Annotated in this window: 13 protein-coding genes; all 13 read right to left on the reverse strand. The window is 69.4% G+C overall.

The features are described 5' to 3' along the window. Positions 1 to 7: 7 nt before the first annotated feature. On the reverse strand, positions 8 to 793 hold the full coding sequence (locus AC5P7U_RS12535) for a type II secretion system protein, XpsN-like (protein WP_495221167.1): 786 nt from the start codon (positions 791 to 793) through the stop codon (positions 8 to 10). After that, a complete protein-coding gene (gene gspM, locus AC5P7U_RS12540) occupies positions 783 to 1502 on the reverse strand; it encodes a type II secretion system protein GspM (protein WP_495221168.1) in 720 nt (239 codons plus the stop codon). Before gspM ends, AC5P7U_RS12535 begins: the two co-directional genes overlap by 11 nt. Continuing rightward, positions 1477 to 2622 (reverse strand): PilN domain-containing protein, encoded by a 1146-nt coding sequence (locus tag AC5P7U_RS12545; protein ID WP_197564415.1) that lies wholly within the window; start codon positions 2620 to 2622, stop codon positions 1477 to 1479. Before AC5P7U_RS12545 ends, gspM begins: the two co-directional genes overlap by 26 nt. Continuing rightward, entirely contained in the window at positions 2619 to 3482 is an 864-nt protein-coding gene (locus tag AC5P7U_RS12550; RefSeq protein WP_008268216.1) for a type II secretion system minor pseudopilin, read from the reverse strand. Before AC5P7U_RS12550 ends, AC5P7U_RS12545 begins: the two co-directional genes overlap by 4 nt. Continuing rightward, positions 3479 to 4111 carry a type II secretion system protein J gene (locus AC5P7U_RS12555; protein WP_049456875.1) on the reverse strand — a complete coding sequence of 211 codons (633 nt, stop codon included), beginning with the start codon at positions 4109 to 4111 and terminating at the stop codon, positions 3479 to 3481. Before AC5P7U_RS12555 ends, AC5P7U_RS12550 begins: the two co-directional genes overlap by 4 nt. Next, the gene (gene xpsI / locus AC5P7U_RS12560) at positions 4108 to 4527 is read right to left on the reverse strand and encodes a type II secretion system protein XpsI (protein WP_049456876.1); all 420 of its coding nucleotides are present in this window, start codon (positions 4525 to 4527) and stop codon (positions 4108 to 4110) included. The genes AC5P7U_RS12555 and xpsI overlap by 4 nt, the downstream gene beginning before the upstream one ends. Beyond that, complete coding sequence (gene xpsH / locus AC5P7U_RS12565; protein WP_049456877.1) at positions 4524 to 5018, reverse strand: type II secretion system protein XpsH; 495 nt, start codon at positions 5016 to 5018, stop codon at positions 4524 to 4526. Before xpsH ends, xpsI begins: the two co-directional genes overlap by 4 nt. A gap of 6 nt (positions 5019 to 5024) precedes the next feature. Continuing rightward, entirely contained in the window at positions 5025 to 5468 is a 444-nt protein-coding gene (gene gspG, locus AC5P7U_RS12570; RefSeq protein WP_004154150.1) for a type II secretion system major pseudopilin GspG, read from the reverse strand. Positions 5469 to 5517: 49 nt separating this feature from the next. Beyond that, positions 5518 to 6738 (reverse strand): type II secretion system protein XpsF, encoded by a 1221-nt coding sequence (gene xpsF / locus AC5P7U_RS12575; RefSeq protein ID WP_197564412.1) that lies wholly within the window; start codon positions 6736 to 6738, stop codon positions 5518 to 5520. Positions 6739 to 6762: 24 nt separating this feature from the next. Then, on the reverse strand, positions 6763 to 8484 hold the full coding sequence (gene gspE, locus AC5P7U_RS12580; RefSeq protein WP_197564411.1) for a type II secretion system ATPase GspE: 1722 nt from the start codon (positions 8482 to 8484) through the stop codon (positions 6763 to 6765). Positions 8485 to 8620: 136 nt separating this feature from the next. Then, entirely contained in the window at positions 8621 to 10474 is a 1854-nt protein-coding gene (locus AC5P7U_RS12585; protein WP_308308811.1) for a S8 family peptidase, read from the reverse strand. Between the two features lie 158 nt (positions 10475 to 10632). Further along, on the reverse strand, positions 10633 to 17814 hold the full coding sequence (locus AC5P7U_RS12590; protein WP_495221169.1) for an ESPR-type extended signal peptide-containing protein: 7182 nt from the start codon (positions 17812 to 17814) through the stop codon (positions 10633 to 10635). 441 nt (positions 17815 to 18255) lie between these two features. Further along, positions 18256 to 22140, reverse strand: a complete 3885-nt coding sequence (gene purL / locus AC5P7U_RS12595) for a phosphoribosylformylglycinamidine synthase (protein ID WP_495221170.1) — start codon at positions 22138 to 22140, stop codon at positions 18256 to 18258. Between the last annotated feature and the right edge of the window lie 29 nt (positions 22141 to 22169).

The raw sequence follows: 22169 nt of genomic DNA on the forward strand, positions 1-22169 counted from the left end.
ATTCACTCTATCGGTTGGTGCCATCGCCTGGGGGCGGCGACGGTTGTTGCTGCTGTTGTTGCTGCAGCTGGCGGCGACGGGCCTGGATGCGCTCGCGGATGGCCTGCATCTGCGCTTCGCTGGGGCCGTTGTTGTTGGCAGGCGGTGTAGCGGCCGCTGGCGGCACGCTGCTGGCCGGCTGTGGCTGTGGCTGCGCACTTGCCGCAGCCGGGGGCGGCGCGGGCGGGGCACCGGCCGGCGGCGGTACCACGATCACCCCGGCCGGTGGCGCACCGTTGGCGCCACGCAGTACGGTGGGTGGTTCACCGCCCTGGCCATTGAACACGGCCAGCTCCAGCACCTGGCTGCCACCGGGGCCGATCACCGTGGCCCGGCGCGGTTCCAGCGCCACCAGCTGCCAGCCATCCACCGCGTCGCCGTTGAGGCGCAGCCGCACCGAGCGGTTCTGTTCGGTGGTGAAGGTGGCCATGCTGAAATTGCCGGTCATCAGCACGCCGGTCAGGCGCAGGGCCGCGCTGGCGGCTGGTTCGCTGCCACCGAGCAGGTAGGGCCGCGGCCTGCGGTCTTCGGCGAACAGCGGGCGTTCGCTGATCGCGCTGTAGCTGTCTGCGCTGGCCATGCGCTCGGCGGCCAGGGCCGGCAACGCCGGCAACGACGGCCCTGCATCCGCATCGCCATCGGCTGCGGGCAACTGGCTGCCGAGGCCAAAGCCGGTGGCCAGCCAGACCGCCGCCGCCCAACCCGCCAACGCCAGCAGGAAGCCGGTGCGCAGGCTGATCTGCTCAAGTTTCATCGGCCACCTCCTGCCCCTCGGCCGGCGCCGCCGGGGCGGGCGCCGCGGCCGCCGGCGACGGCTGTGGTTGCGGCTGCGGGGCCGGTTCAGCCGCCGGGGCCGGCGTGGCCGCATCGGTCGCCGCGCCCGGCAGCAGGTAACCGGCCAGTTCGAACGACACGTCCAGGCCCAGGCCGGATTCGTTCGGTGACTGCTGGAAGCGTTGCGCGATCAGGTTGAGGTTGTCGACGAACAGGCGCGGGCTGCCGGTCTCCAGGCTGTGCAGCACCGTGGCCAGTTCGGCGACGCCACAGCGCAGGCGCACCTGCATGGCGACGCGCACGAACTCGGCATCGCGCCGGTTGTCGGTCAGCGGCGTACGGTTGCTGATGGTGCAGCTGCGGTTGCCCGGGCTGGCCATCGCCACCGCATCCTGCAGCTTCGCGCCCAGCGCGGCAGCGGCGGCTTCGGCGGTGGCTTCGCGCAGGAAACCGGGACGCTGCTGCAACGCTTCGCGGGTGGCGCGCAGGCGCTGTTCGATCTGCGGCTGCTGCTGCAGCTGCGCCTGCACGCGCGCCTCGCGTTCGCGCAGCGCCGCGACATCGGCATCGATCTCGCGCAGGGGCTGGGTGAACCACGGGTGCACCAGCAGCAGGTAGGCCAGGCCCAGCACTGCCAGCAGCAGTGCCAGTGCCAGCCAGCGGTCACGGCGTGCGCTTGGCATCGGCATCGGCCGCCTCCCGGGTCGGGGCCGCCGCCGGCAACGGCTGCAGCTCTGCGGTCATGGTGAAACGATCACGGCCACTGGCAGCACCGTCGGCCTGCAGTACACCGGTCAGATTGACCTTGCGCCACTGCGGGGCGTCCTGCAGCAGCTGCACCAGCTGCGAGGCCTCGCGGCTGAGCCCGATCAGCTGCAGGTTGTTGTTCTCGATGGCGAGCTTTTCCAGATAGGTGCCCTCCGGCAGGCGCCGGGTCAACTCGGTCCAGATGTCCACCGTGCCTGCGCGCTGGCTGCGCTGCTTTTCCAGGAACGCGGCACCGTCGATCAGCGCCTGCAGCTGCGCGCGTTCACTGGCGACGCCGCGTGCGCTGCGCGCGCTGCGTTCCACCTCTGCACGCAGTTCGTCGGCCGCTGCGCGTCGGTTGTCCAGCAGTTGCAGGCCGGCAAGCACCAGCATCACCACGGCAGCCACGCCCAGCAGCAGGTTCCAGCGCCGCATCGGATCGGCCTGCAGCTGGCGCTGCGCGGGTGGCAGCAGGTTCACCTGCAGCGTGTTGCCCTGCACGTCGATGGCATCGACACCGGCCAACGCATCGGCCCAGGGGCCCACGCTGCCGCGCCAGGCGTCCAGCTGGCGCAGCGGCCAGGCCACCAGTTCGACCTGCAGCTGGCCCTCGCCGGCCGCTCCGAGCTCGCGCACGTCATAGCTGACCTGGCTGGATTCGAACGGCGTCTGGCGGTCGATCTCGAAGCCGACCACCGCACGCAGGCGGTCGGCGGCGGCGGCCGGCAACCGCAGATGGCGACGCAGCACCTCGCTGGCCGGCAGCAGCCACACGCGCGGCAGGCTGCGCAGGCGCGCTTCCAGGACCCGGTCCAGCTCGGCCGGCGACAATGGCCACGGCAGCCGCGCCACGGACTCACGGCGCTCGCCGGCCTCACGCCAGACCTGCAGCTGGTCGCCCTCACGCTGCAGCAGCAGGCGTGCCTGCGCCCAACCCAGCGCCCACTGCCAACGGACCGGCACCCAGGCCAGCAACGACTGCCGCCACCAGCGCAGGAAACGGCCGGCGCCAGGACCGATCCGGCCCTGCACCTGTCGCAGACTGTCCTGCCACGCCGTCATCTTGCTGTCATTCCCTGCTCCCAGCGAAGCACTGTGTAGGTCCGCCCGGGAACCCCGCCCGAGCCATTGCGTACCACTGCCTGCAGCACTGACCGGCGTCCACTGCCGTCGGTGACACGGGACTCGATACTATAGGTGCCACTGCTGCTGGCAAGCGTTGACGCACCCGCAGCGGAATCGGCGTCACGCTCCTGCTGGGCGCGCTGGGCCAGCAGCGTGTCCGCATCCAGGCCCAATGCGGTCAGCACCGGCGCGCTGGCAAACTGCGGATCCGGACGCGACTGGCGGCTGTACAGGGTCAGGTGCGGAAGCATGGCCCGGTACAGCGGACCGCGCATGCCCAGCACCCGCTGCAGCTCGCCAAGTGTCTCGAAACGCTTGTTGCGCGGGCCGTACGGCAGCCCCGCCGCGGCGTAGTCGGGCGCCTCGGCGCCGCCGCCGGGCTGCAGCAGGCTGTCTTCGTCACGCCAGTCGACGATGGCGCCGGCCAGCTGCCGGGCACTGCCGTCTTCCTCGCCCAGCGCCTTCAGGAACGCCTCCAGCAGTGCCACGTCGGCCAGGTTCAGATTGATCTTGCCGTTCTCGTCGAGCACCGTGATCTCGATGTTGGCGTCATCGAACTGCCAGCGATAGGTGCGGCCGTCGGCGCGCCAGGGTGCCCGTTGCGGGTCGGCGGACAGGCGCATCAGCGCATATTCCATGCCCGCGCGCGCGCGTTCCTGGCCCCGAGCGTCGCCATCGAGTACCTGCTGCTGCAGGTGCTCGACACGCGCGCTCAGCGCGAACGCTCCCACCAGCGCCGTCATCAGCGCGATCAGCCACAGCACCAGCACCAGCGCCGCGCCCCGCACCCGGTTCATCGCGCACCTCCGCTGCCACCGGCACGCGGCGCCACCACCAGCGCCGGCCAGGGCGTGCCCTTGGCCGGCACGATCTGGATCTCCACCAGCATCGGCAGGCGCCGCGTGTCGTCCCAGCGTGGCATCCAGTCGGTCACCTGGCCGGTGCTGGCATCGATGCCGCGGTAGCGCAGCTGCACCGACTTCAGGTTGTCCACCAGCACCTCCGGCGGACGCGGCGGGTTTTCAGCGATGTGCTCGCCTTCCTGCAGCAGCACCAGGTCCAGCAGCAGGCGCTGCTGGCCGCTGCGGCCTTCCACCTGCAACGCGTGCAGGTAGGCACCGCCGCGGCCGAGGTAGCCCGGCAGATCAGCGGCGAACAGCATGCGCTGCTCTTCGCCCTGGAAGAAGATCGGCTCGCGGGTAGGGTCCGGCGCTTCCAGCGGCGTACGCAGCGCCGCGGACAGCTGCCGCCGCAACAGCGCTTCCACCGCACGCATGCGCTCGCTCTCGGCGGCGATCTGCTCGCCGCGCTGGCTGACCGCCATCGCCGAGCGCACGCTGGCAAACGCCAGCGCCAGGCCCCCGGCCAGCAGTACCGTAGCCAGCATTACTTCCACCAGGGTGAAGCCTGCGGCGCCGCGCTTCACCGCGCGTTCTCCAGGTCCGGCGGCAACAGGCGCAGGCTGCGCCAGCGAAGCTGCTCGCGTTCGCTGTCGCCCCAACGCACCTGCAGCTGCAGTTCGGCCAGCCACGGCATTCCCGGCGCCTGCGTTTGCGCCTGGTTGCCGGCTCGCGGCTCCACCCACGGCTGCACCTGCAGTTCCCAGTGGTAGCGCCCCTGTTCCCAGTCACCCTGCTGGCTGCCGACCTGCAACGGCGAGGCCACGCCGGCTTCGGCCAGCAGCGACTGCGCATGCAGCACCGCACGCGTACGCACCTCGGCATCGCGCACCTGTTTCGCACCACCGGAGAGACTTCCCAGCAGCAGGGTCAGCGCCAACCCGAGCAGGGCGAAGGCGATGATCACTTCCAGCAAGGTGAAGCCACGTGCGCTGCGCTTCATTGTTCCCGCCAGGGGCCGGAACGGACTTCGCCGGTCAACCAGCCGACATCGATGCGCCATTCGGCGCCGTCGCGCTGCAGGCGGATGCGGCCTCCGCTGGAACCGCCATCCGGATGGAACTCGATCACGCCCTGCCCCGGCGCCGTGGCCAGCTGCGCGGCGCCTTCGAACTGCACCTGCAGCTGTGGCGGCACTTCACCCACGCGCTGGTTGGCGCCTTCCCAGCGACGTCGCGCCGGTTCGATGACGAAGCGCTGCGGCTCGCCGCGGGCGATCGCCTGCGCGCGCACCATGCGCAGCTGGTTGGCGATGTCCTTGCCGGCGCTGCGCAGCTGCATGCCTGAAAAACCCCGCGACAGCCCGGCTGCGGTGATCAGCCCGATGGCCGCGATCAGCGCGATCACCAGCAGCATTTCCAGCAGCGACAGTCCCGCAGCGCGCCTGCCGTGCAGGCGCGGGCGTGGCAGCCGGCGCGGCAGGAAATACGTCATGCAGGATCAGGGCTGGTAGCGGATGTCAGCGTCGACGCTGCTGCCGCCGGCCTTGCCGTCCTTGCCCAGGCTGACCAGTTCGTAGGGCTGGCCTTCGCCCGGCGCGCGGTATTCCAGCGCGTGGCCCCACGGGTCGTTCAGGTCGGCCGGCTTGGCATACGGCCCCAGCCAGCCGCCGACGCCGGCCGGTGCGGTCACCAGGTCGTTGAGCGAGCCCGGCAGCTTGCCGGTGTCGATCTGGTAATTGTCGATCTTGGACGCGACGGTCTGCACCTGGGCCTTGGCGATGTTGGCCTTGCCGCGATCGGCGCCGCCGAGCACGCGGCTGGCGACCAGGGTCAGCACCGCGCCGATCAGCACGATGACGATGATGATTTCCAGCAGGCTCATGCCCGACTGGTTGCGCGCGGCGGTGAAGGAAAGGCGGATCGGTCGACGGGAAGCAATCATGGTCGGTCCTTTCGGTTGCGGAGTGTCGGGGTTGCGTAGGGATCCATCGTCAACCGATGGCATTGGTCAGGTCATACAGCGGCACCAGCACCGCCACGATCACCGCACCGACCACCGAGGCCAGCACCAGGGTGATCGCCGGCACCATCGCCGCCAGCAGGCGGTCGATGCGCCGGGCGCTGTCCTGTTCAAACGTATCGGCGGCCTTCAGCAGCATGGTATCGAGCGCACCGGATTCCTCGCCGACCTGGATCATCTGCAGGGCCAGGCGCGGGAAGCGCTTGCCGCGTGACAGCGCCAGCGACAGGCCGACACCGTTCTTCACTTCATCGGCCGCCGCTTCGACATCGGCGGCCAGCGCACGGTTGCCCAGCACGTTGCGGGCAATGCCCAGCGCACCGAGCAGCGGCACGCCATTGCGCAGCAGCGTACCCAGCGTGCGCGCAAGCCGTGCGGTTTCCAGTTCACCCAGCAGGCGGCCGATGCCACGCCGCTGCAGCAGCCAGCCATCCAAGGCCAAGCGGAAGGCCGGTTGCCGTGCCTTGCGTTCGAAGAACAGCGCCAGCACCGCCGGCACCACCAGCAGCAGTACCCACCAGTCGCGCACGAACAAGCCCAGTTGCAGCACCGCGTTGGTGAACCACGGCAGCGCCACGTCCAGGCTTTCGTACATCTGCGCGAACTGCGGCACCACGTAGCCAAGCAGGAACAGCAGCGCGCCGCCCACCACCACCAGCAGGATCGCAGGATAGACCAGCGCGTTGATCACCTTGCCCTGCAGCGCGCGGCTGCGTTCCAGGTAATCGGCCAGGCGCTGCAGGGTTTCATGCAGGCTGCCGCCGGCTTCGCCGGCACGCACCATGTTCACGTACAGGCGCGAAAACAGGCCGTGCTGGCGTTCCAGCGCGGTGGACAGCGGCGCACCGCCGCGCACCACGTCGCGGATGTCGGTGATGGCGCGACGCGATCGTTCATCCTCGGGCAACCCGAGCAGGATCGACAGCGCGCGGTCCAGCGGCTGGCCGGCACCGAGCAGGGTCGCCAGCTGCTGGGTGAACTGCAGCAGCGCGGCGCCCTGCAGCGGGCGCTGGCGCAGCAGGTTGCGCCAGCTGCTGCCGCCGATCGCGCCACCATCGGCCAACTGCGTTTCCATCGGCAGGTGGCCCTGGTCCTGCAGGCGCGCGACCAGTTCGGCCTCGCTGGCCGCTTCCATCTGCCCGTCGAAGATCTCGCCGTGCGGATTGAGTGCCCTGTAGCGATAGGTCGGCATGTCAGCCCCGGCGTCCTGCGCGCATCAGCTTTCCTCGGTCACGCGCAGCACTTCCTCGATGGTGGTCTGCCCGCTCAGCGCCTTGGACAGGCCATCTTCGTACATGGTGCGCATGCCGGCTTCGCGCGCGATGCGCTCGATCTCGCCCATGCCATCACGGCGCATCACCGCCCGCCGCAGCGCATCGTTCATCACCAGGAATTCCATGATGGTGGTGCGGCCGAGGTAGCCGGTCGGCGCCAGCGCCGAGGGCCTGGGGCGGAACAGGTGGATCGGGCCTTCGGGCTGCAGGCGGCGCAGCTCGAAGCGTTCGATCTCTTCCGGCGAGGCTGCGTAGCGCTCGGCGTGGGTCGGCTCCAGCCGGCGCACCAGGCGCTGGGCCAGGATGCCGTTGATGGTGGAGGTGAGCAGGTAATCTTCCACGCCCATGTCGAGCAGGCGGGTGATGCCGCCGGCCGCATTGTTGGTGTGCAGGGTGGACAGCACCAGGTGGCCGGTCAGCGCCGACTGGATGGCGATGCGCGCGGTTTCCAGGTCGCGCATTTCGCCGATCATGATGATGTCCGGGTCCTGGCGCACGATGCTGCGCAGGGCGTTGGCGAAATCCAGCCCGATCTGCGGCTTGGCCTGGATCTGGTTGATGCCCTCGATCTGGTACTCGACCGGGTCTTCGACGGTGATGATCTTGACGTCGGCGGTGTTGAGCTGGCTGAGCGCGGTGTACAGCGTGGTGGTCTTGCCTGAACCGGTCGGGCCGGTGACCAGCAGGATGCCGTGCGGTTGTTCCAGCACCTTGCGGAACTGCGGCAGGAAGGCGTCGGTAAAGCCGAGCCGATGGAAATCGAATACCACCGTTTCGCGGTCCAGCAGTCGCATCACCACGCTCTCGCCATGCGCGGTGGGTACGGTGCTCACGCGCAGGTCCAGTTCCTTGCCCTGCACGCGCAGCATGATGCGGCCGTCCTGCGGCAGGCGGCGTTCGGCGATGTTGAGCCGGGCCATGATCTTGATGCGGCTGATCACCGCCGCGGTCAGGTTGGCCGGCGGGCTTTCGCCCTCCACCAGCACGCCATCGACGCGGTAACGCACCTTGAGCCGGCTTTCGAAGGGTTCGACGTGGATGTCCGAGGCACGCAGTTCCACCGCACGCTGGATCACCAGGTTGACCAGGCGGATCACCGGCGCTTCCGAGGCAAGATCGCGCAGGTGCTCGATGTCGTCGACCGCACCGCCCTCGCCGTCGGCGGTTTCCACGATCGCGCCCATCGCACTGCGGCCCTGGCCGAACCAGCGTTCGACCAGATCGTCGATCTCCGCGCGCATGCCCAGCACCGGCGTCACCGGAACCCCCAGCGCCAGCTGCACGGCCTGCTGCGGGTAGGCGTCGTGGGCGTCGGCCAGCCACAGCCGGACGCCCTGTTCATTCAATTCCAGCGGGCATACGTGGAACTGCTTGAGGAAACGCAGCGACAGCGGCAGGCCTTCGGCCAGCGCCTGCGGCGGGGCTTCGGGTACCTGCTTGCCCTCCAGCAGCGGCAGGCCCAGCACCTCGGCGCTGGCCTGCGCCTGATCGCGCTCGGAAACCAGCCCCAACCGCACCAGCAGGCCGAGCAGGCTGCCGCCGGCCTCGGCATGCAGCGGCCGCGCGCGCGCCAGGTCCCCTTCCTTGAGCCGGCCACGCGCCAGCAGCGCATCCAGGATGCGGCCTTCGGCGTCGTCGGTAACGGTTGCGGCGAGCGCGTTCACGTGACTCTCCTGTCAATCGCTCCGACTTTAGCAGTTAAGCCGTGATTTCCGCCGCCCCTCGGCCACCTTTCGTAAAAAGACGAAGCCCGTCACACAGGGTGACGGGCCTCGGCCATTCAACTACGTCGGCAGGTGTTTACTGCGTGGCAAGGATGCTCACGCCGTTGTAGGCCGCCTCGCCTACCACCTTGATGTAATAGGTGCCGGCGGTCGGTGCCGTCACCCGCACCGTTTCCGAGGTGCCCGGGCGGGTCGAACGCGCATCGTTGTCGGTGGCACTCGGCTCGCGGCCCTGCGCCAGGTAGACCGAGACGTTGCCGGTACCGCCGTAGGTGATCACGCTGAGCTGCTTTCCAGCCACGGCCTCGAAGCTGTACAGCCTGCTGCTGGCGGCAGCGCCGTTCAGGCCACCCACCGCCGCCTTGTTGGTCAAAGGCGTCGCCACCGGCCCGCAGTTTTCGGTGCACGGTTCTTCCAGTGCCTTGGCCAGCGCAGCCTTGGCGTCAAGGATGCCGGTACCGATCGGGGTCGCTGCCGGAATGGCGACCGGGAACGGACGCGCGGTTTCCTTCAGCAGGGTGCGCATCGCGGCCGGGGTCAGCGGATCCTTGCCCTTGGCGATCAGCGCGCTCTGCACCAGTGCGGCAACGGCTGCCACATGCGGCGAGGCCATCGAAGTACCGCCCATCCCCATGTAGCCCGGCGTGCCCGACTCCGGCGTGGTCGCTGCATTGGAACCGGTCTGCCAGATGTAGCCCCCCGGGTTGCCGTCGACACTGCCGCCGCCACCCGGACCGGACAGGTCCACGCGGGTGCCGTAGTTCGAGTAATAGGTGATGCCGCCGGTGATGCGGGTCGCGCCCACGGTCACCACGCCTTCGCAGCTGGCCGGCCGGTACTTGGATGCGTTGTCGGTCTCGTTGCCGGCGGCCACCACCACCGTGGTACCGCGCGAGATGGCGCCGTTGATCGCGTCCTGATAGGTGCTGCCGCAGGCGCCGCTGCCGCCCAGGCTCATGTTGATGATCTCGGCCGGGTTGGTGTTGGCCGGGATGCCCGATACGGTGCCACCGGATGCCCACACCACGGCGTCGGCAATGTCGGACAGGTAACCGCCACACTTGCCCAGCACGCGTACCGGCAGCACCTTGGCCTTGTAGGCGACACCGGCCATGCCGACGCCGTTGTTGGTCTGCTCGGCCACGGTGCCGGCGACGTGCGTGCCGTGCCAGGAACTGTCCTCGGCCAGCGAGCCGTTGTAACACTCGTTATCGTTTTCGACCCAGTCGCCATAGTCCTGCGCACCGGGTACGCGATCATTGGTCGGGCGGCGCGAGGTCTCCGCGTCGCTGATGAAGTCGTAGCCTTCCAGCAGGTTGCCGACCAGGTCCGGATGCTGCGGCAGGATGCCGGTGTCGATCACCGCCACCACGATGCCCTCGCCCTGCGAAACGTCCCACGCCGCCGGGGCGTTGATGCCGCCGACCGCGTTGTGCAGGTGCCACTGGTTCTGCTGGTAGAAGGGATCGTTCGGCACCAGTGCCGGCTGCACGTCGCCGGCACGCAGCTCGGTGCGGCGCAGCTTCACGTCCGCTTCGGCGTACTGCACCGACGGATCGGCCTGCAGTTCCTTCAGCACGCGCTGCAGTTCGGCCGGGGCCAGGCGGCCCTGCACGCGGATCAGGTCCGCGCCGGTGGCGAGCCTGCGCACCACCTGCGGGCCGAGCGTGCTGGCGCGGGAGGTGCCGCCGGACAGGCTGGCACGGGTCAGCGCCGACTGCACGGTGGACAACTTGGCCGAGCGGTCGCTGGCGGCGGCAGCCCCGGCCCGGTACTTGACGATGATGCGCTCGGCCCCCGGTTGGGCGGTGCTGGCCTGGCGCACTGGCTCACGGGTCGGCAACCCGGCGGCGTGGACGGCACCGACGGCCGTCATCGACAGCACGGCGGCGGCAAGCACATTGATGCGAAGGTTCTGCTTCTTGATCACGTCGAAATTCCTCTTCTGGGTCATGGATCGAACCAACACTGCGGCCATCATTCCTTGACGACTCCCGGCCGGCCCAGCCGGGATTGCCGTGACCTCCCCCCAGGCCCTCACTGCAGGTGCTGCGCCGGCGTGGGTGGCCGCCGGCGCAATGGAGCGGGCTACCAGCCGAAGCCGGCACCGACGCCGACCGAGCTGTCATCGCTGCTGAAGGCACCGCCGAAGGTGACCGTGGCGCGATCGCTGATCGCACGCTGGTAACCCAGCGACAGTGCCGATTCACCCCCCTGGAAGCCGATGCCGACGCCGACCCGGTTCTGGGTGCGGATACCGGCCGCGCTGGTGGCCATGTTGAGCATCGCGGCACTCATCGCGCCCTGACGGTCGATGCGGCGGTCCATGTGACGCAGGCGCCCATCGATTTCGCCCTTGAACACATCGAAGCTGTCGGCGACGGCCTGGACGCGGCTGTCGGTGTAGCTGTTGGCGGTGGCCATGCCACGGTCGAGCTGGCCCTTGTTGACCGCGTCGGTGGCCGTGGTACCGGCCGCCACGTTGGTGACCTGGCGCTCGTTGCCTTCGCTGCCCACCGACACCGTGTTGGCGCGGTCGGCGACCGAGCCCTGGCCCAGCGCCACCGCGTTCGCTGCGCTGGCATTGGCACCCTGGCCGATGGCGGTGGACGAGGCGCCACTGGCAACGGCGCCGTCTCCCATGGCAACCGCATTGAAGCCGCTCGCCGGGGTGCCCACCGGAATGCCGGCACCCGCCGCAGCCGCGGTCGGCGTGCCCTGCACGCGCGCGGTGCTGGTCGGTGCTGCGTCCGCCGTCACCCGTGCATCGGCGACACTGGTCTGTGAACCGTCCTCCAGCGGCGCACTCATCGCGCGCAGGCTGGCGGTTCCGGCGCGCGTGCCACCGGCAGTACGACGGTCGATTTCGCTGACCTTGCGATCCAGCGCGCCCAGTGCATCGCCGACATTGCTGTAGGTGGCGCCCTGGATCACGTAGTTCGGCGCCACGAACACGCCCTGCATGCCCACGCTGGCACCGCCACCGAGGAAGCTGGCGGCGTCGCTGAGCGACTGGAACAGCTGCCCACCATTGATGGCCTGGCGGCTGCCAGCGGCGATGCTGCCCGCGCCGACGTTGTCGAGGGTGGTGCCCTGGAAGCCGGACAGGGTCAGGCGGTCACGGCTGGCATCGTCGTAGCTGACCGCGCTGGCTGCGGTGGTTTCAACCGTGGCGATGCGCGAATCGAAATCGCCCACGCGGGTCTCCACCGCCCCGACACGCTGGTTGGTGACGTTGAGCTGCGAGCCGGTGACCGCGTCGGTGCTGCCTGCACCGATGCGGCCATCAGCCACGTTGACGATGCGGCGCGTTGCCGGGCCATCGGTGCCATTGCCACCGCCGACCGAGACCACGTTGGCATCAAGTGCACGTGACCCTGCGCCCAGCGCCACCGAGTTGGCACCGGATGCACCAGCGCTGTTACCCAGTGCCAGCGCGCCATTGCCGATCGCCATCGCGTTGGCGCCCACGGCGTTGCTGCGTGCGCCACTGGCACTGGCCGCCGACCCGATGGCCGTGGCATCGCTGCCGCTGGCACTGGCGGTACCACTGCCGGTGGCCTTGAGGTAGCGCGCGGTGCCGTCGGCGGTCGCCGCCACTGCATCGAGCTGGCCGCGGTTGACCGCATCGGTACGCTCGGTACCCGCAGCGACCCGGGTGATCTGTCGATCGGTGCTGACACTGCCGACCGACACGGTGTTGGCACGATCGGCCACCGAGCCGGCACCCAGTGCGATGCTGCCGGCCGCCGTGGCGTTGGCACTGACACCCACCGCAGTGGCATTCGCACCGGTGGCCTTGCTGCCGTAGCCGACCGCCGTACCCAGACGACCACTGGCTTCGGCATAGCTGCCCAGTGCCGAGGCGCCATCGGCCGACGCATTGGCGCGGAAGCCGCTGGCCTGCGACTGCGTGCCGCTGGCGGTGGCCTGCGCGCCGCTGGCGGTGCTGTAGGCGCCCTTGGCCTGGGCACCGGCACCGCTGGCACTGGCGCCGAGTTCGCTGGCGCTGGCACCACTGCCCACCGCCACGCTGTCGACGCCACTGGCCTGTGCCGCATTGCCCAGCGCTGCGGCGTTGTTGCCGGTAGCCAGTGCATCGAAGCCGACTGCGGTGGCATTGGCGGCCATCGCGTTGGCACCGCTGCCCAGCGCGGTAGCGCCGTTGCCGATGGCGTTGGCTGCATTGCCGGCGGCCAGGGCGTTGTCACCGTCGACCAGTGCGCCGGCCTCGCCATCGGCGTTGCCACTGGCCTGGAACTGGCGGCTGGTCTTGTCGGCAACCGTGGCCACTGCATCCAGCTGGCCCTTGTTCACCGCGTCGGTAGCTTCTGTGCCGGCGGCAACATGGGTCACCTGGCGTTCGCCACCGGCCTTGCCGACGGCAACGGTGTTGTCGCGGTCCGCCTTGGAGCCCGCACCGAGAGCGACGCTGTTGCTGCCGTTGGCGGTGGCGTTGGCACCCAGTGCGGTGGAACTGCTGCCGGCTGCCCACGAATTCCAGCCGATGGCGGTGGCGTAGTCTTCGGTGGCCCACGCACCTGCGCCGAATGCCGCAGCGCCAGTACCGCTGGCACGCGACGGGATCAGGCCGAAGAAGGTACTTCCACCAATGGCGACGCTCTCCTCGCCACTGGCCTCGCTGGACTGGCCCACGGCCACCGCGCCGGTGCCGGCCGCGGCCGCGCCGAAGCCGACCGCCGTAGTGTTGGCACCACTGGCCGCCGATCCGTAGCCCAGCGCAGTACCGAGGCGGCCGCTGGCTTCGGCGTAGCCGCCGACAGCGGTGGTGCCATCGGCGGAGGCAGCGCTGCGGAAGCCACTGGCCAATGCCTGCGTGCCACTGGCATTGGACTCGGTGCCGGTTGCGGTGCTGTAAGCACCACTGGCCTGAGCGCGTGCGCCGGTGGCGCTGGCACCCAGCTCGCTGGCGCTGGCGCCACTGCCCAGGGCCAGGCTGTCTTCACCGGTGGCCTGTGCGGTACTGCCCAGCGCCGCTGCGTTGTTGCCGGTGGCCAGCGCATCGATACCGACGGCCGTGGCATTGGCAGCCAGCGCATTGGCACCGCTGCCGAGTGCGGTGGCACCGTTGCCGATGGCATTGGCCGCATCACCGGCCGCCAGCGCGTTGTCGCCCTCGACCAGTGCGCCGGTTTCGCCATCGGCATTGCCGCTGGCCTGGAACTGCCTGCTGGTTTTTTCCGCAGCAGCGGCAACCGCATCGAGCTGGTTCTTGTTGACCGCGTCGTTGCCCTGCGTACCGTCGGCTACGTTGGTGATCTGGCGGGTGTTGCCGCCCCCGCCCACCGAAACGGTGTTGTCACGGTCTGCAATCGAGTCCGCACCCAGCGCCACGCTGTTGGCGCCGCGCGATTCGGCGGCGTTGCCCAGCGCGGTGCTGTTGATGCCACCCGACCAGGCGCCACCACCCACCGCGGTGGAGTAGTTGCCCGAGGCCTCGGTGGCCAGCACACCGAACAACGAGCCACCGACGGCGACGCTGTTGGTGCCGGTGGCCAGGCTGCCCTGGCCGGTGGCGGTGCTGTAAGCACCGGACGCTTCCGAATCGCCACCCACTGCCACGCTGTTGGAACCGGAGGCATTGGCGAAGTTGCCGAATGCGGTGGCATTGAAGGCCGAAGCCTGCGCGTAGCCACCGATGGCGGTGCTGTAGCCACCGGTGGCCTCGGCGCCGATACCGAATGCCGCCGATGCGGTACCGCTGGCCACGCTTTCGCTGCCCACGGCGGTCGCCGCATCGCCACTGGCATTGCTGAAGTAGCCCACGGCCACGGCTTCTTCACCGGACGCTTCGGACAGCACGCCGGTAGCCGTGCTGCCGGCGCCGCTGGCGATGCTGGCGGCACCGAAGGCCGCGCTCTGCTCGCCGCTGGCCTCGCTTTCCGCACCGTGCGCGGTGGCGTACTCGCCGGTGGCCTGTGCGTTGGCACCCAACGCGCTGGCGTTGGCCGCGGTCGCCAGTGCATTGAAGCCCAGTGCCTGTGCATTGTTGGCCAGTGCGTTGGCGCCGCTGCCCAGCGCGGTGGCGCCATTGCCGATGGCGTTGGCCGCGTCGCCCGCCGCCAGCGCGTTGTCCCCCTCCACCAGCGCACCGGCCACATTGTCGCCGTTGCCGCTGGCCTGGAAGAAGCGGCTGGTGGTGCTGGCGGTGCTCGCCACCGCATCCAGCTGCGCCTTGTTCACTGCATCGGTGGCCTGCGTGCCAGCAGCCACGTTGGTGACCTGGCGTTCGTTGCCGGCGCTGCCGACCGACACCGTGCGTGCACGGTTGGCTACAGAACCGGCGCCCAGCGCGACGGCATTGCTGGCGCTGGCACTGCTGCCGGCGCCGAGCGCGATCGCACTCTCACCGCCGGCCACCGTGTTGGTGCCGATGGCGATGCTGTTGAGGCTGTTGCCCAGCGCCTGGAAGCCCAGCGCTACGCTGTTGTCACCATAGCCGAAGGCGCCGCGACCTACCGCAGTGGAACTGGCGCCGTTGGCCCAGCTGTTGTAACCGATGGAGGTTGCACCGCTGCCGCTGGCCCAGGCTGCGTTGCCGAAGGCCGATGCATTGGTGGCGGTGGCCCATGCCCCTGAACCGAAGGCGCTGGCGCCGCTGGCCGTGGCCCAGCTGTAGCCGCCGACAGCGGTGCTGTCGTCGCTACTGGCAAACGCACTGTCGCCCACCGCCACCGCATAGGCGCCGGTCGCGCGCGACTTGCCGCCCGCGGCGAAACTGTTGTCACCACTGGCCCTGGCGGCGTTGCCGAACGCACTGCTGGCGGCTCCGGTGGCCTGTGCACCGCTGCCGACCGCCGTACCGTCGGCAACGGCGGTGGTACCCACCTGCTGCGCCGTGCCGTCGGCACCGATGATCGGCTGGTTGTATTCGTCGTAGGCCTGGCCGAGGCCACCGATCGCCACGCCGCCCTTGCCGGTGGCGTTGCTGTTGCGGCCGACCGCCACACTGTCATCACCGATCGCCGAGGCTGCAGCGCCCTGTGCAACCGCGCCGGCACCGATCGCATTGCTCGACGAACCGGCCGCCACCGCGCCTTCACCTTCGGCCAGTGCGCCGGCATCGCTGCCCGCTTCCGGCTGCGCCTGGAAGAAGCGCGCGGTGCTGTCGGCGGTGCTGGCCACGGCGTCCAGCTGTGCCTTGTTCACCGCATCGGTGGCTTCGCTGCCGGCGGCAACGCTGGTGATCTGCCGTTCGTTGCCAGCACTGCCCACCGCCACGCTGTTGGCGCGCACCGCTTCGGAGTTCGCACCGAGTGCAACACTGTTGGCGCCTCGCGCCGTGGCGTAGTAGCCCACCGCCGTGCTCTGCGCGCCGCTGGCCCAGCTCTGCGCACCGAGCGCGCTGGCGTTCTCGCCCGGTGCGTAGGCGAAGTAGCCGACCGCGGTCGCTTCGGCGCCGGAGGCTTCGGTCAGGCTGCCGTTGGCCACCGCGCGGTCGCCGCTGGCGATTGCGCCGGCACCGACCGCGGTTGCCGCTTCGCCACTGGCCTGGGTCTGCACGAAGAAGCCCAGGCCGGGAATCAGGTCGGCAGGGCCACCGATGGCCACGCTGCTGGTGCCGGTGGCGTTGCTCTGCGTGCCCAGCGCGGTGGAGTAGTCACCGATGGCATTGGCGACCGCGCCGAACGCGGACGACTGCGCACCGGCGGCATACGCGCCCACGCCATAGGCCGACGCGGCGAAACCACCGGCATCGGCACTGGCGCCCACGGCGGTGCCACCGACACCGGCACTGGTGGCGCCAGTTTCCACCGGCACACCGCCACTGGTGATCAGCGGATTGCCATCGGCATCGACCGCAGCACCGCCAACGGCGACGCTGCCCGCGCCGTTGGCCTGCGCATTGTTGCCGAACGCCGCGCTGTTCTGGCCCGAGGCCAGTGCGTTGTTGCCGACGGCGGTGGCGTTCTGCGCGACGGCGGTGGCACCGGCACCCACGGCGGTGGCGCCCTTGCCGATCGCGTTGGCCGCTTCGCCTGCAGCCAGCGCCTCGTCACCCTCGGCCAGCGCACCGGCATCGCTGTTGCTGCTGCCGTTGGCCTGGAAGCGCTTGGCGGTGGCATCGGCCACGGCGGCCACGTCTTTCAGCTGGCCCACGTTGACGGCATCGGTGTCTTCAGTACCGGCAGCCACGCTGGTGATCTGCCGGGTCAGGCCATACTCGGCGGCGCCGACGGACACCGTATCGACACGGTCGGCCAGCGAACCGGCGCCCAGCGCCACGCTGCCGGTGGCCACCGCCGCCGAATTGGAGCCCAGCGCGGTGCTGTATTCACCCACGGCGGTGCTGAACGCGCCGACTGCAATCGATGCTTCGTTGGCGGCCGTCGCGCCACGGCCCAGCGCGGTGCTGCCCGGGCCCATCGCGACGGCACCGCCACCCACAGCGGTGGCACCATCAGCGGTGGCTTCAGACAACGCGCCGAGCGCGGTGGCCGCGCCGTTCTCGCTGGCCGCATAGGCACTGGCACCCACGGCGGTGTCGCCCAGGCCGAAGGCCGCAGCACTCTGCCCGACCACGACGCTGGCATCGCCAATGGCCAATGCGCCCTGGCCGAACGCGCTGGCGCCGATGCCGGCGGCGATGGCCTGGGTACCGATGGCAGTGGTGGCATTGGCCAGCGACTGCGCACCGGCACCGGCCGCCAATGCGCCCTGCCCCTCGATCTTCGCCGCGTCGCTGTCATTGCCTGCGCCGTCGGCCTTGAAATAGCGGCTGCCGTCTGCGGCCACGTCGGCAATCGCGGCCTGCGTGGCCCGTGCCTGCGCATCGAGCTGCGCCTTGTTCACCGCATCGGTCGCCTGGGCGCCCGCCGCGACGTTGGTAATCTGCCGTTCCTTGCCAGCATCACCGACGGACACGGTGTTGGCCCGCGTGGCCTTGGAACCGGCGCCCAGCGCCACGCTGTTGGCGGCACTGGCGTTGCTGTTGCTGCCAATCGCAACGGCGTTGCTGCCCTTGGCCGTAGCCGAGCCCTCGATCAGGCACTTTTCCAGCAGCTTGCCGCTGAAAGCGACGCAGGTGGCGCTGCCGCCGATCTGCACCGACTGTGCCGCGGCGGTGCCGCTCATGCCCAATCCCAATACCAGGCCCAGCGCCACTGCCAGCAATGCGGGCGTGGCTCGTGTCGCATCGCGGCGCTGGTCGACGACCCCACCGCTGCTGCTGTCGGAGGAGGCCAGTTCCGAAGCCACCACCCACTGACCCAATGCTTTGTTCCAGACCTTGCGATAAATCCGATTCATCGGTACGGCTCCTGATTGGACTGGTTTTGGGCAAAGCAACGCCACCGCTGGGCTTTCCGGCCCAACGTCCCCTGGGGGCGTTTATTCGCGTGATTTACTGCGGGGTATTGCCGAACGGCGCGCAGCGACAGAAAACCGAGCGCGTGCGCCAACCGGTTACTGCGAAATGAATGATTCTGTAACGGGCTTCAAGTGTTAACGGCAACTTTCCAGATCGTCAAGACTTTGACACGGCAAATCCTATTGCCGTGAAGCAGTTCACTATTTCACCTGTTTATAAAGCGATTTTGTTAGATCTGAGTGACGAACCACCGGCGCCCTGTAAACGCATGTAACTGATGGTTGCGGCAGGTATTTCTGCCCTTCCAAAGAAAAACCCGACAGTCGCCTGCCGGGTTTCCCGTACCTCATCGCATTGTGGCGTGCGCGACGGTTGCGCCGTCAGCCGCACCACACCCGCGCGTTGCGGAACATGCGCATCCACGGCGAATCACCCTGCCATTCGGCCGGCGCCCAGCTCAGGTTGAGCGCGCGCGGGGTGCGCTCCGGGTGCGGCATCATGATGGTGACGCGGCCATCGCTGCTGGTCAGGCCGGTGATGCCGTCCGGCGAGCCGTTCGGGTTCAGCGGGTACTGGCTGGCAACGTTGCCGTGGCCATCGATGTAGCGCAGCGAGACACGGGCCGCGGCCTGGTCGACGGCGTTGTCGAACACCGCCTGGCCTTCGCCATGCGCCACCGCCACCTGCAGGCGCGAACCGGCCATGCCGCGCAGCAGGATCGACGGCGACTCCACCACTTCCAGCAGCGCGGTGCGGGCTTCGAACTGCTCGCTGGCATTGCGGCGGAACTGCGGCCAGTGCTCGGCACCGGGGATGATGTTCTTCAGCTGGCTCATCATCTGGCAGCCGTTGCACACGCCCAGCGCGAAGCTGTCTTCGCGGGCGAAGAACGCAGCGAACGCATCACGCAGCGCGCTGCGCTCCAGGATCGAGGTCGCCCAGCCACGGCCGGCACCGAGCACGTCGCCATAGCTGAAGCCGCCGCAGGCGACCAGGCCGGTGAAGTCCTGCAGCGCCACGCGGCCTTCGATCAGGTCGCTCATATGCACATCGAACGCGCGGAAGCCGGCACGCTCGAAGATGTTGGCCATTTCGATCTGGCCGTTGACACCCTGTTCGCGCAGCACCGCCACGCGCGGACGCGCACCGGTACTGATGAACGGCGCGGCGACATCTTCGTTGAGGTCGAAGCTGAGCTTGGGCTTCAGGCCCGGTGCGTTGAAGGCGCGGGCGACTTCACGCTCGGCATCGGCATTGGCCGGGTTGTCGCGGCGCTTCTGCATCGCGTGGGTGACCGACCACCAGGCATCGAACAGCGCATCCCAGCGCCATTCGGCCAGGTTCTCGCCGCCCAGCGACACGCGCACCACCGGCGCGGTGGTCGGCTTGGCGATGCGCTGCGCGCACTCGGTCAGTGCGTGGCGCTCGACCAGATCGGCGAACGCGGCGCGGTCCTCGCGCGCGATCTGCACCACTGCGCCCAGTTCTTCATTGAACAGGCTGCGGAACGGATCATCGCCCCAGGCATCGAGGGTGATGTCCAGGCCCAGGCGCGAGGTGAAGGCCATTTCGCACAGTGCGGCGAAGGCACCACCGTCGCTGCGGTCGTGGTAGGCCAGCAGCAGGCCGGACTGGCGCGCATCGCGGATCAGTTCGAAGAAGCCACGCAGGCGCTGCGGATCGTCCAGGTCCGGGGCGGCGCCGGCAAAGGCCGGCAGATCGCCGTGGTCGGCATGTACCTGGGCCAGGATCGAACCGCCCAGGCGCTGCTTGCCGGCACCGAGGCCGATCAGCCACAGCTCGCTCTCCACCTCACGGTCGAGCAGCGGGGTCAGCTGCTGGCGCACGTCGGCGACCGGCGCGAACGCCGAGATCACCAGCGACACCGGCGACACGCTCTTGTGTGCCTCGCCCTGGTCGTGCCACTGCGCCTGCATCGACAGCGAATCCTTGCCAACCGGAATGCTGATATCCAGCTGCGGGCACAGCTCCATGCCCACCGCCTTCACCGCGTCGTACAGCAGCGCGTCTTCGCCCGGGTGACCGGCGGCGGCCATCCAGTTCGCCGACAGCTTGATTTCATCCAGTGCGTCGACCGGCGCCGCACACAGGTTGGTCAGCGCTTCACCCACCGCCATGCGCGCCGAAGCGGCCGCATCAAGCAGGGCCAGCGGGGTGCGCTCACCGATCGACATCGCTTCGCCGGACACGCCATCGAAGTCGGCCAGGGTGATCGCCACGTCGGCCACCGGCAGCTGCCACGGGCCGACCATCTGTTCGCGCGCGGTCAGGCCGCCGACGCTGCGGTCACCGATGGTGACCAGGAAGTTCTTCGAGGCCACCGTCGGGTGCGCCAGCACGCGCAGGCCCGCCTCGTGCAGATCCAGGCCACCGGTCTTCAGCGCCGGCCAGCGCGGCGCCGGCGGGTGCGCGGTGTCGCGGTGCATCTTCGGCGGCTTGCCGAACAGCACGTCCATCGGCAGGTCGATCGGCGCATCGGCCGGGGTGTGGCCCGGCACCGCACCGTAGGCCACCACCAGGTGTTCCTCGGCGGTGGCCACGCCGACCGCGGCGAACGGGCAGCGCTCGCGCGCGCACAGCGCGGCGAATTCGGCCAGGCGCTCCTGCGCGACACCCAGCACGTAACGTTCCTGCGACTCGTTGCACCACAGCTGCATCGGCGACAGCGACGGATCATCGGTGGGCACCTTGCCCAGGTCGATGACGCCGCCGACCTTGGAGTCGTGCAGCAGTTCGGGAATGGCATTGGACAGGCCACCGGCGCCGACGTCGTGGAAGAACTTGATCGGGTTGTTGGCGCCCATCGCCACGCAGCGGTCGATGACCTCTTGGCAGCGGCGCTCCATTTCCGGGTTGTCGCGCTGCACGCTGGCGAAGTCCAGGTCCTCGGCGCTTTCGCCGGAGGCCACCGAACTGGCGGCGCCGCCGCCCAGGCCGATCAGCATCGCCGGGCCACCCAGCACGATGACCGCATCACCGGCCTGCAGCGGGATCTTCTCGACCTGGATACGGTCGATGGCACCGAGGCCACCGGCCAGCATGATCGGCTTGTCGTAGGCGCGCACCAGGTCAGCACCTTCGGGCAGCTCGAAGCTGCGGAAGTAGCCGAGCAGGTTCGGGCGGCCGAATTCGTTGTTGAACGCGGCGCCGCCGAGCGGGCCGTCGGTCATGATTTCCAGTGCAGGTGCCATGCGCGGATTCAGCGCGCGCGGCGCTTCCCACGGCTGCGGCAGCTCGGGAATGCGCAGGTGCGAGACCGAGAAACCGGACAGGCCGGCCTTCGGCTTGCCGCCGCGGCCGGTCGCACCTTCGTCGCGGATCTCGCCACCGTTACCGGTCGATGCGCCCGGGAACGGCGCGATCGCGGTCGGATGGTTGTGCGTTTCCACCTTGATCTGGAACGCGCTGGGCACCTGCGGCTCGCGGCGGTATTCGCCGCTGGCCGGATCCGGGCGGTAGCGCGAGGCCGGGTGGCCTTCGATCACCGCCGCATTGTCGCTGTACGCGCTGAGCGTGTGCTGCGGGGTCTGCTGGTGGGTGTTCTTGATCATCCGGAACAGCGAGCGGTCCTGTTCCTGGCCGTCGATGGTCCAGCTGGCGTTGAAGATCTTGTGGCGGCAGTGCTCGGAATTGGCCTGCGCGAACATCATCAGTTCCACGTCCGACGGCGAGCGGCCCAGCGCGGTGAAGCGTTCGCGCAGGTAGTCGATCTCGTCCTGGGCCATGGCCAGGCCGAGGCGCTGGTTGGCGGCCTCCAGCTGGTCCACCGGCACGCGTTCCAGTTCACCGCGGGCCGGTGCCGAGAACAGCGCCTGGCCCTCTGCCACGGTCTCCAGCACCGACTGCGTCATCGGGTCGTGCAGCGCCTTGACCAGCGCCTGCTGGGCAGCGGCATCGGCCGGCCAGCCCTGCACATCGATACGCAGGCCACGCTCGACCCGGCTGACCGGCTGGCCCGCACCGCGGACCAGTTCGGTGGCCTTGCTCGACCACGGCGACAGCGTGCCCAGGCGCGGCACCACGATGCGGCTGACCGCGCCGTCGGCCACGGCCTCGGCCTGCGGCGCAGCTTCGAGGATGCGGCACAGGGTGGTCAGGTCGGGGGCGGCGCTGCCTTCGGGCTGCACGAAGTAGACGTGCCAGGCGCCGCTGATGCGCAGGGAGGGAGCGATGGACTGCAGGCGGGATTCAAGACGTTCGCGGCGGAACGGCGACAGGGCGGGCGCGCCCTCGAGGACCATCATGTCCGGGGAACCGTAGTTGGGAAACGGGC

Source organism: Stenotrophomonas sp. YJH_SMC_57, assembly GCF_059369755.1.